At 64.0% G+C, this 10,903-nt stretch carries 11 protein-coding genes; 5 read left to right on the forward strand and 6 right to left on the reverse strand.

Annotated features, from left to right (window positions below):
• The coding region (locus ABEL04_RS12430; RefSeq protein ID WP_375802711.1) for a non-canonical purine NTP pyrophosphatase at positions 1 to 398 on the reverse strand (398 nt) is incomplete at its 3' end.
• Between the two features lie 45 nt (positions 399 to 443).
• On the opposite strand from ABEL04_RS12430, the gene rpsU reads away from it, so the two are divergent.
• On the forward strand, positions 444 to 740 hold the full coding sequence (rpsU, locus tag ABEL04_RS12435) for a 30S ribosomal protein S21 (protein ID WP_375802712.1): 297 nt from the start codon (positions 444 to 446) through the stop codon (positions 738 to 740).
• A 187-nt stretch (positions 741 to 927) separates the two neighbouring features.
• Here rpsU and ABEL04_RS12440 read toward each other — a convergent pair whose 3' ends face one another.
• The 4 genes from ABEL04_RS12440 to ABEL04_RS12455 form a co-directional block, all read right to left on the reverse strand.
• Positions 928 to 4,695, reverse strand: a complete 3,768-nt coding sequence (locus tag ABEL04_RS12440) for a multifunctional oxoglutarate decarboxylase/oxoglutarate dehydrogenase thiamine pyrophosphate-binding subunit/dihydrolipoyllysine-residue succinyltransferase subunit (RefSeq protein WP_375802713.1) — start codon at positions 4,693 to 4,695, stop codon at positions 928 to 930.
• Between the two features lie 120 nt (positions 4,696 to 4,815).
• Positions 4,816 to 5,823 (reverse strand): NAD-dependent epimerase/dehydratase family protein, encoded by a 1,008-nt coding sequence (locus ABEL04_RS12445; RefSeq protein WP_375802714.1) that lies wholly within the window; start codon positions 5,821 to 5,823, stop codon positions 4,816 to 4,818.
• A 128-nt stretch (positions 5,824 to 5,951) separates the two neighbouring features.
• On the reverse strand, positions 5,952 to 6,437 hold the full coding sequence (locus tag ABEL04_RS12450; RefSeq protein WP_375802715.1) for a hypothetical protein: 486 nt from the start codon (positions 6,435 to 6,437) through the stop codon (positions 5,952 to 5,954).
• Between the two features lie 526 nt (positions 6,438 to 6,963).
• On the reverse strand, positions 6,964 to 7,725 hold the full coding sequence (locus ABEL04_RS12455; RefSeq protein WP_375802716.1) for a response regulator transcription factor: 762 nt from the start codon (positions 7,723 to 7,725) through the stop codon (positions 6,964 to 6,966).
• 216 nt (positions 7,726 to 7,941) lie between these two features.
• Between ABEL04_RS12455 and ABEL04_RS12460 the strand changes: the two genes are divergently transcribed.
• Entirely contained in the window at positions 7,942 to 8,208 is a 267-nt protein-coding gene (locus tag ABEL04_RS12460; protein WP_375802717.1) for a hypothetical protein, read from the forward strand.
• Positions 8,209 to 8,221: 13 nt separating this feature from the next.
• Here ABEL04_RS12460 and ABEL04_RS12465 read toward each other — a convergent pair whose 3' ends face one another.
• A complete protein-coding gene (locus ABEL04_RS12465) occupies positions 8,222 to 8,662 on the reverse strand; it encodes a ComEA family DNA-binding protein (RefSeq protein WP_375802718.1) in 441 nt (146 codons plus the stop codon).
• A 118-nt stretch (positions 8,663 to 8,780) separates the two neighbouring features.
• Here ABEL04_RS12465 and recO point away from each other — a divergent pair, with 118 nt between their 5' ends.
• The 3 genes from recO to ABEL04_RS12480 form a co-directional block, all read left to right on the forward strand.
• The gene (gene recO / locus ABEL04_RS12470) at positions 8,781 to 9,572 is read left to right on the forward strand and encodes a DNA repair protein RecO (protein ID WP_375802719.1); all 792 of its coding nucleotides are present in this window, start codon (positions 8,781 to 8,783) and stop codon (positions 9,570 to 9,572) included.
• Between the two features lie 105 nt (positions 9,573 to 9,677).
• A complete protein-coding gene (gene lexA, locus ABEL04_RS12475) occupies positions 9,678 to 10,328 on the forward strand; it encodes a transcriptional repressor LexA (protein ID WP_375802720.1) in 651 nt (216 codons plus the stop codon).
• A 39-nt stretch (positions 10,329 to 10,367) separates the two neighbouring features.
• Positions 10,368 to 10,903: class I SAM-dependent methyltransferase (locus ABEL04_RS12480; protein WP_375802721.1), on the forward strand; the 536-nt coding region annotated here is incomplete at its 3' end.

Genomic DNA, 10,903 nt, shown 5'->3' on the forward strand with positions numbered 1-10,903 from the left:
ACCGTCCCATTCCCCTCGACCAGCGCCGCCACCGTGCGGAACCGTGCGCGTCGGTCGTTGGTCCCCTCCATCACCGCCAGCAGCTTTCGTTTGTTGTCGTCGGGCGCGGCGTCGGGGCCGGCGAAGCGGGCGGTGTGGACGCCAGGGCCGCCGTCGAGCGCCGCTACCTCCAGGCCGGTGTCGTCGGCGAGGGCGGGGTGCCCGGTGTGCTCGTGGAAGGCGCGGGCCTTTTTCCGGGCGTTGCCGTCGAGCGTGGCGGCGTCCTCGTCCACGTCCGGGGGGGCGTCAAGCTCACTGGCAGGTACGAGGGAGAGTGGGAGGTCGGCGAGCAGGGACTGGATCTCCTCGACTTTGCCGGCATTGCCGGTCGCCAGCACGAGAGGGGAAGGAGACGTCATGGAGGAAGGTTTCTGAGGAAGGGGAGCGCATCCGTGAAGAGGAACATGCCGCTCAACCTCGCGTTTCGGAAAACTGATACGCACCTATTCACAAACCTCAAAACCAAATCTTTCAAGGAGGGATCTACATTGGCTGTTGGTGTCCAAGTTCGAAATAACGAAGACATTGATCGCGCGCTCAAGCGCTTCCGGCGCGAGGTGAACCGGAGTCGCGTTCTCCAAGAATATCGTCAAAACATGGCGTACATAAAGCCGTCGGAGGAGAAGCGCCTTGAGAAGAAGAAGGCACGCCGCCGACGCCATCGCGAAGAAAAGAAGGAAAGGAATCGGAAACGCCGGTAGCAGATGCCGGACAGCATACGGGATGACGAAAAGGCGGCCTCGATCCCCGAGGTCGCCTTTTGTTTTTCGGCTCCCTCGTGCGCCAATCCGCTCTCGGTCCGCCCGAAAGCCAGCGGACCGAGAGCCGAATGCTCGACGTGCCTGGATGACCCGAGAGCAACAACTTTGGGGGAGGTCGGGGCGCCCGTTAGGTGTCAATCGCCTCGTCCACTAGCTTCTCCTGCTCCCGGTCGTGCACCTTGGCCGAGCCAGTCGCGGGGCTTGCGCTGGCCGGTCGGCCCACGTACTGCACGCGCTGCTCGCACGGACCATGGATCTCTTCGAGCAGGTCGTCGAGCCGCGGCTGCACGAACGACCAGGCGCCCATGTTGCGCGGCTCTTCCTGCACCCACACTGTCTCGTCGGCGTTGGCGTAGCGCTCGAGCTCGTCCAACACTTCTTGCTCCGGGAACGGATAAAACTGCTCCAGGCGCGTAATCGCAATCTCGTCGCGCTGCTCATCGTCCGCCAGCGCCTCTACGAGGTCGTAGTACACCTTGCCGCTGCACAGGATGTGGCGGGTCGTATCGGCCGGGGCCGTTTCGGCTGGAATCACCTCTTGCACACCACCATCGGTCAGGTCCTCGGGGGTCGACACGCACTTCGGGTGCCGTAGCAGGCTCTTCGGCGTCATGATGATGTGCGGCTTCTTCACGTCGCGCTTCACTTGCCGGCGGAGGGCGTGGAAGTAGTTGGCCGGCGTCGAGTAATTCGCGACGATCATGTTCTGCTCGGCGGAAAGCTGCAGGAAGCGCTCCAGGCGAGCGGAGGAGTGCTCCGGACCCTGCCCCTCGTAGGCGTGGGGCAGAAGGGCCACGAGGCCGGAGGTCTGGCCCCACTTCATCTCGGCGGCACTCACGAACTGGTCCCACACGATCTGGGCCCCATTGGCAAAGTCGCCGAACTGGGCCTCCCAGCAGACCAGAGTGTCCGTGTCCATCACCGAGTAGCCGTACTCGAAGGCGCACACCGCGTACTCCGACAGCAGGCTGTCGTAGATCAGGAGCCGGGCCTGGTCGTCGCTCAGGTGGTTGAGCGGCGTGTACTCCTCACCGGTCTCCTGGTCGATGAGGACGGCGTGGCGCTGGCTGAAGGTGGCGCGGCGCGAGTCCTGTCCACTGAGGCGGACACGCGTGCCCTCCTGCAGTAGCGAACCGAATGCCAGGGCCTCGGCGAAGCCCCAGTCGATCCGCTCCGCCTCGTAAAACAGCTCGTCGCGCTTGCCGAACAGCCGCTCCAGCTTTCGGTGGACGTGGAAGTCGTCGGGAAAGTTCGTAAGCACCTCGACGACACGCTCCAGGTGCTCGCGCTTTGCGCTCGTGTCGACGGAGGGAAGGCGGACATCGCCCTTGCGCTGGGCCCGTTTCTCGAGGGCCTCCTCGGCGTCCTTCTCTTCCAGGTCCTTGGTCCGGTCGAAGGCCTCCTGCAGGCGCCCGCGGTAGTCGTCGAGCATCTGCTCGGCCTCGTCGGGCTCGATGTCGCCCCGCCGCAACAGCATCTCGGTGTAGAGTTTTCGTGGGGAGCGCTTCTCCTCAATCTTCTCGTAGAGCAGCGGCTGCGTGAAGGTCGGCTCGTCGCCCTCGTTGTGGCCGTGAACGCGGTAGCACACCATGTCGATCACCACGTCCTTGTTGAAGCGCTGGCGGTACTCGAACGCCAGGCGGGCGATGCGCACGCAGGCCTCGGGATCGTCGCCGTTGACGTGAAAGATGGGCGCCTCGATCGCCTGCGCGAGGTCGGTCGCGTAGGTGGAGCTGCGGGCCTCGCCCGGCGGGGTCGTGAACCCAATCTGGTTGTTGATCACCAGGTGAACTGTGCCGCCGGTCGTGTAGCCCTGCAGCTGACTGAGATTGAGCGTCTCAGCCACCACGCCCTGTCCCGGAAAGGCCGCGTCACCGTGCACGAGAAACGGCATCACAGCGTCGTGGTAGTCGTCCTCGTCGCCCCCGGGATGCTCGTCGCGCAACAGGTTTTGCTTGGCGCGGGCCATGCCCTCCACGACCGGGTTCACGGCCTCCAGGTGGCTGGGGTTTGAGGCCAGCGTGACGCAGATCTCGTTCCCGTTTGGAGAGGTCACGTATCCTTTCGCCCCGAGGTGATACTTTACGTCGCCGGAGCCCTGCGTAGTGTTCGGGTCGATGTTGCCCTCGAATTTGGAGAAGATCTCCTCGTAGGGCTTGCCGATAATGTTGGCCAGCACATTGAGGCGTCCTCGATGTGCCATGCCCACCACGACGTCCTGCACGCCTTCGTCGGCGGCTTCGGAGAAGATCGTATCGATGATGGGAATCATCGTCTCGGCGCCCTCCAGCGAAAATCGCTTGTGGCCGATGTATTTGGTGTGGAGAAACCGCTCAAATGCCTCTGCCGCGTTGAGCTTGCGCATGATGCGACGCCGCTCCTCGGTGGAAGGGGGAGCAGCGTCGCGCATCGGCTCGATCCGGTTCTGGATCCACTTCTTCTCCTCCGGATCGGAGATGTGCATGAAGGCGGTCCCCACCTTGCGGGTATACGCCTTCCGCAGAATGTCGAGAATGTCGCGCAGAGGAAGCTTCTCCTCGCTTCCCAGGCCTCCGGTGATGAACTCGCGGTCGAGGTCCCAGACGGTGAGGCCGTAGGAGGCGGGGTCGAGTTCGGGGTGGTACTGCCACTCGTACCCGAGCGGGTTGATGTCGGCCTGCAGGTGGCCCCGCACGCGGTATGCCCGGATGAGCTGGAGCACGGCCGCCTGCTTCTCGGTCATGTCGAGCTTGTCTTCGGGCTCGGGCCGGCCAAGCTGGGGCGTCGAGTCGACCGCCATGCCGAAGGGCTGGTACGGTACGTTCAGGTCCGAGAAGAGCTGTCGGTAGAAGTTGTGCTCGCCCGTCAGCAGCTCTTCAACGTGGTTCAGGAACGCGCCACTTGTGGCCCCCTGGATGACACGGTGGTCGTAGGTCGACGTGAGCGTCATGACGGGCGACACGCCCGCCTTGCTCACAACCTCCGGGTCGTACCCTCGGTACTCAGGGGGATAGTCGATGGCCCCGGCCCCCACGATCACGCCCTGGCCCGGCATCAGGCGCGCCACGCTCATCGACGTGCCGATCATGCCGGGGTTCGTGAGGGTCGCCGTCGTACCCTGAAAGTCCGAGAGGTCTAGGTCCCCGCTCTGGGCCCGTTCAATCAGATCGTTGTAGACCCCGACAAACTCGGCGAAGTTCAGGCCCCCAGCATCCTTGATGTTGGGCACGAGGAGCGTCCGCTTGCCGCGCCGCTCGACATCGATGGCAAGCCCGAGATTGATCTGATCGGGAATGACGTGCTGGGGCGTGCCGTCCTCGTCGCGGCGAAAGGTGGTGTTCATGTCCGTGTATTCCTGCATTCCCTGCACCATCGCGTAGGCGATGATGTGGGTGTAGGACACCTTCTCACCGCCCACCTGCCGCTGGTGGTCGTTGAGCAGGGTCCGGTTTTCCTCCAGTAGCTTGACCGGCATCGTGCGGGCTGAGGTCGCTGTCGGGATGCCGAGGCTGTCCTCCATGTTTTCGACGACCTTGCCGGCCGGTCCCTGAAGCGCCCGCACCTCGACCTTGTCTTCGTCGACCGCCGGGGCCGAGGCAGGGCGCAGGGGCTCTACAACCCCGTCCTCCGTCTCGTCGGGCCGGGCGGAGGGCGGCGCGGAGGGCTCCTCGCGGGCCTTCGGGGCTGTCTCAGTGGGCTGCTCGGGAGCGGCGGTTGCTTCTCCATCCCCGCTCGTCTGGGTCGCAGGAATGAACGACGCGCCCGGGTGGTAGTCCGCAAAGAACTCCCGCCAGCTTTCGCTGACACTGCTGGGGTCGTCTTGGTACTGCCGATACAGCTCTTCGATGTAGCCCGTGTTGAATCCGAGACTGCTCACGGTGACGGAGGGTGATTTGGTACTGGTGACGACGCGCAACCCCTGCTGGGGCGACTATGGTGTACGGGGGGACTACGGCAAGGATTCGCGACCGATTGCGGGCACGCGCTGAAGGCATGCAGTGACGCGGCCACGGCGGCGTAGCGCGAAGGGGAGACGTCACAGCCACCCGTGCCGCTGGTACCACTGAATGGTCGCGGCCACCCCCTCATCGAGCGGCGTCCGCGGCTGGTAGTCGAAGTCCTGCTGGGCCTTCTCGGTCGAGCATGCGGTACAGGCGTGCCGGATCTCACGGGCCTTGTCGCGGTTGAGGGCGGGGTAGGTGCCTGTGAGCCCGCCCCAGGCCTCCGCCACTGCCCCGACCGCGCTGACAAGTGGGCCCGGCACCGGTACTGTGACTGCCCAGGTGTCGAGAGCATCGGTGGCAACCTGCTTCACCTCTCGCCAGGCGTACAGGTGCGGACTTCCGAGATGGTACGTCTCGCCGACGGCCGCCGGATGAAGGCTTGCGTCAACCATTCCGGCGGCGAGGTCGCGGACGTGGACGAGACTGAGTGGCGACTGGCCGCCGCCAACGATGGGGCAGACGTGGCGGTCCACCGCCCGGAAGAAGTCGAGAATGTCCCGGTCGCGGGGTCCGTAGACGGCGGGGGGACGCACGACGGTAAGGGGCAGCGCCTCCGCGTACGACTCGGTCTCGGTCATCTCGTGCGGCTCGCGCAGCGCCTCCTCCATCTGCGCCTTGCTCTTCCCGTAGCGGCTCACCGGCTCGAGGGCAGCCTGCTCAGTTGCCACTCCGTCGTCGCAGCGCCCCACCGCGGCGAGGCTACTCGTCACCAGGACGCGCTCCACGTTGGGGGCAGCGTGCTTAACGGCCCCCATCAGGTTGAGCGTCCCCTGCACATTGACCTCGTAGAACGGGTCCCAGTTCGGAGCGCGCGTGAGTCCAGCGACGTGGTAGACGTGTGTCGTGCCGTCGAGGGCCGCCCATAGCGTGTCGATGTCCGACAGGTCCCCCCGGACGTATTCCACGTCGAGGTCGGCCAGCCACTTCGGGTCGGAGCGGACGAGGCAGCGCACCTCGTCGGCGCCGCGACGCAGGAGTTCTTCGACGAGGTGACTGCCCACGAAGCCGGTGCCGCCGGTGACGAATGCTGTTTTGCTCACGTGTGAATCAATCAGCTTCGGAGACGTGTGGAGGTCGGGGGCAGTGGGAGGATGAGCCGAGGGTTGTGTTGCCGCTCGGGCGGCCCGAGGTTGGAGGGGGGCGCCTGACGAGCCTTCCTCCCCGATCCTCAGTCCGTCGCTCTCGTCAGTCGAACCACGTTCTCCACGTGGGGCGTGTGCGGAAACATGTCTACCGGCTGTACGGTGTCCACCCGGCACGCATCACGCAGCCGCTCAAGGTCACACGCCTGAGTCTGCGGGTTGCAACTGACGTAGACGAACCGCTCGGGGGCTAGGGTCGCAACCTGCTCCACCACGTTCTTGTGCATCCCGGCCCGGGGCGGATCCACAATCAGCACGTCGGGGCGCCCGTGTTCGCCGGCAAACGAGGGCGTGAGTAGGTCCTTCAGGTCGCCGCTCACAAAAGTGCAGTTGTCCACGCCGTTCATCTCCGCACTCATGCGGGCGTTCGCGACGGCATCTTCCACCAGCTCGGTGCCGATGACCTCCTCCACGCGCACGGGGACCTCGTCAACGTGAGCGACCGACGTGCCGCCATCCGCGAATTTCTCGACGTTGAGCTCAACGAATTTTCCTCGTTGGACAGCAGGCATGCGATTTTCGCTGGGTGAAAATAATACTCGATGGGATCGCCCCCGCACGGTCCGGTGCCCGTGCAGGTCGTCCTGGCTGATCCATATGCACTGCGGGCACGCGTCGTTGCGGACGCTGCCTGCGTTCGCCAGGGACGATCGATCCAGGATCTGCCCGGTTTATTTTTCGTATTCGTCCTGCTTCTCGCCGCCTGCGGCAGCACCGGTCCCGAGTCGACGTCCGGACCACACCTCGAACTGACCGGCGGCCGAACTGACAGCAGGTGCGCCGGTGAACGCCTCCGTCGAAGGTGCCTTCTCGCTCGATGCTGTGTTCGAGGCCAGCGTGTTCCGGGCCGCAGCCTCACGTACAGTCCCTGAGGCCGCTGATGAGGATCGAGGGCAGCTTCACGGCGACGCCCCGCACGCTGTCCAACGAAGTAACGCGTCCCCAATGGAGTGTGAGTGGCGGCCTCTTGACTCCGTAACTCTCGGTCTTTCGGCGGAGCGGCCGATGGAGGACTTCGCAAGAGGAGGGAAGAGGAAATCAGTCTTCCTCTGAGGAGGCGGGGGATTCAGGGCTCTCTTTCTCCACGAACTTGTATCCAACGCCGTAGACGGTCTCCAGGTAAGTGGGATCGCCGGGAGTGGGTTCGATCTTCTTGCGCAACGACGCCACGTGGCGGTCGACAGTGCGGGTGGCAATGTCACCGCTGATTCCCCACACGTCTCGCAGGAGCCGTTCCCGGCTTACGGTACGGCCTCGGTGCGCAACGAAATACCCCAGGAGGTCGAACTCCAGGCTGGTGAACTCGACGCGCTCCCCGTCCCTGGTCACCGTTTCTTCGGGAAAGTTAACCGTAACCGTCCCAAACGAGTACACGTCGTCCGTGTCCGGCGTGCTCGGCGCACTGCGGTCAAGCACGGCTTGGACCCGCGCCTCCAACTCCTTTACGTCAAAAGGCTTGGTCACGTAATCGTCGGCCCCAAGGTTGAAGCCACGAATTTTATGCCGATGCTCATCCTTGGACGTGAGCAAGATGACAGGAGAGTCGACCCCAGCCCTGCGGGCTTCCCGGAGCACCTCGAATCCGTCCTTTTCCGGCAATCGCACATTGAGCAACACGAGATCATACGGCGGGAGGGTCGTGATCTCGCGGAGGGCATCTTCCCCGTCGGTTGTGCGGTCAACGTCGTATCCCTTCCGGGAAAACCGATTCTCCAGTCCATCACCAACGTCCGGATCATCCTCGGCAATGAGGAGCTGAACCTCGCGTGAATCCGTCGGGGCGCCGTCGGAAGGAGACATGTCACCTGCAGAAGGAGATATTCAGCAAACCCACGCTACATGGGAGATTGCAAACCGTAGGAGCAATCTACCAAAAAATTCTGTACCGGCGCGAACGGATCAAGATTCACGGTGGATGACCGCGCCGTCCAGGAAAAACCGAACGTCGCTGCCGTCGGTAGGTTGAACAATGTGGTACGCTACTTTTCTTCCAGACGGAAGTAAGTCTCCCGTTGCATGGATGCTTCCCCACTGTTTAATCCCGAGTACCTGCCCGTAATCGTAGCAACCCTGGTGGGGTTTGGTGCACTGGCCGCCCTGCTTCTCGTCCCAATCTCTCGCTTTCTTGATCGGGAGCAGGAGGTCGCTCAGGATTGGACCCCGGAAGCCGTTGCGGAGCGCATTCGGAAGCGACAGCGCACCGCCACGAACGGCACGCCCTCTAGCGAGCCCCCTGACTCTTCCGAGCAAGACGACCCGGACGCTCCGGCTGCTGCGTCGTAGGATGGCATTCGCACTAGTCGGAGGACGCGTCGGGGGACGCGACGTGCACCAGGGGCTGGAGAGTCGCCAGGGTCTTCGGCCCGATGCCGCTCACCCGCTTCAACTCCTCAACGCGTTGGAAAGGCCGCTTGGTCGACCGGTACCTCTTGATGCGCTTCGAAAGAGCGGGCCCGATGCCGGGTAGAGCACGGAGGGCCTCGGACGACGCTGTGTTTATGTTAATCGGGTTCTCCGCAGAGGGCGTCGGAGGTGCATTCGACGCACGAGAGTCTGGAGCAGGCGATGAGGCGGACGGCTGAGCCACGAGGGAGTCGACGGCGAGGGGTGGGGCTTGCTGCTCCTGAACGTGCCGTATCGTCAAGCCCGTGAGAAAAAGTACCGTCAGCGTTAGCACCGCTAGGGCCTCATGGCGGGTAATGGAAAGACGCTGTTGGAGTCGGTAGAGCCGAATCATGAGCCGACGATGCTGAGTGCAACCGGAAACGAGGTTCGCTTGCAATGGGGAGACACATTTATCCCGACGAACATAACGTCCGGTACTCTCGCAATCGGATTGGCTTCTTGCTGCTGCCATGGCACAGCGCGACATCATTCGGACGAAGGCCGTCGTCCTGCGAAGCCTCGACTACGGGGAGACGAGCCAGATCGTCACACTCTTCACCCGCGAAAAGGGAAAGATCGGGGTCATGGCAAAGGGGGCGCGGCGCCCGAAGAGTTCGTTCGGGGCGACCTTGCAGCCGATGGCGTACACGCAGGTGGTCTTCTACTACAAACCCACGCGGACCCTCCAGACGCTTAGTGAGAGCAGCCACGTCGACTCCTTCCATCGCCTCCGGCGGGGCCTGAAGACCATCACAATTGGGCTGCGCATTGTAGAACTCGTGGATGCCCTGATGGAGGAGGAAGAGCCACAGCCCAAGGTCTTCAGACTCCTCGTTCGGGTCCTACGTCGCCTCAACGCCACCGACGCACGTACGGCGAACCTCTGGCCGTACGCGCAGCTCCGGCTGGCGGCCCTGCTCGGGGTGGCACCCTCCGTCGAGCGGGCCAGCGTTGAGGCCGTGACGGGGGCGAACGGACTGCTCTCCCTGGCGGACGGGGGCGTGTATCCGGCCAATGCTACCCCAGAACGACCGCGCCGCGCCACCCGCGACGCATTGCGAGCCTACGCCGTCTGTGCCCGCGCCGACCTCGACACCGTGATGCGCCTGGAAATGGCCCCCGACGTCCGGCGCGAGGTGGAGACGCTCGTGCGCGACTTCCTGCGCTACCAATTCGACGACGCATATCCGGACCGGAGCCAGTCGGTCATCGCTCAGATTGAAGGACCTTCCACATCTTCGACCTCTGCGGCGGAGGCTTGACCTTGTCCCGCCTCCTCAGTACCCTTACTGTGTGAAACATATGTGCGAGGCGCCCGAGCACGCCGGCACGTCGCTCATCAGTTGCACGACACGCCCTCTTCTGTCATGGGCCGGAAAAAGCTGACCGCGAAGCAGCACGAGTTCCTCCAGTTTCTCATCGACCATACGCGCGAGACCGGGGTCTGGCCAACATACCGGGAGATTATCGATCACTTCGGGTACAGCTCGCCCAACAGCGTCACCCAGAACCTGAAGGCGCTCCATCGCAAGGGACACCTCACGCGCGATGATCAGGGGTACCACCTTGCCCCGCGCTACCAGGAACAGGAGGAGCCAGGCATTCCGGTGAAGGGCATCATCTCGGCCGGGTCCCTGCAGGAGGCCGTCGAGGCCGACCTCGGAACCATCACGCTCGACATGCTCTTTCCGAACCTCGACAAAATCTTTGCCATCCGCGTGTCGGGGCAGTCCATGCGGGGGGCCAACATCCACGACGGCGACTACGTACTGCTCGTCGATGAGGATATTCCCGAAGGAGGGATTGGGGCGGTGCTCTACGACGGCGAGACCTCGCTGAAGCAGGTGTACCACGACGAGAATGGGCTCCGTCTGGAGCCGTGCAACCCAGAGTACGACGACATCCACATTCAGCCCGATGTCTTTGAGGAGGTCACCATTCTGGGTCGGTACGTCGGCCACGTCAACGAGAATGGAATCCACAAAAAAGGACGCAGCGGGAGCCCGATGGCACACTAGCGTCGTCTTCCCTGAAGCGTCCGTTTCCACCACATCTCTATGAGCGAACTGCCGAGCTGGAAAGGAAATCTTGACCGTGACGGTGGCCACTGGGACGACGGCCGCTGGTACGACATTCACCTGGAGCGCCGGATGCCGCAGGCGGTGCCCATGCTGGAGGAACTGGCGATGGCGCTGCCGCCCCTTCCGCCCGGCGCTGCCGTCTGCGACCTCGCGTGCGGCACCGGCAACGCCGCCGCTACGGTGCTGGACGCGTACCCGCAGGTGGAGCTCGTGCTGCTCGACGAGGACCCGGATCTGCTCGCCATCGCGCACGAGAAAGTCGGGCAACTGACGCGCAACGCGGATCCACTCCAGGTAGCGGTGCCCACCGATGGGGCGCCGCTTCCCGGCGGGCCGTACGACCTCGTCGTGGCCTCGCTGGCCCTGCACGCCATCGTGGGGCACGACGTGGATACGGCCGAGGCCGAGTCGCGCTACGAGCTGCTCTTCCGCAGCGTCCACGAACCGCTCCGGCCCGGCGGGCACTGCCTCATCGGCGATCACGTGGGCACGCTCCCGCTCTATCCGCAGCT

This window comes from Salinibacter sp. (assembly GCF_042218895.1).
In the GTDB taxonomy this organism is placed as follows: domain Bacteria; phylum Bacteroidota; class Rhodothermia; order Rhodothermales; family Salinibacteraceae; genus Salinibacter.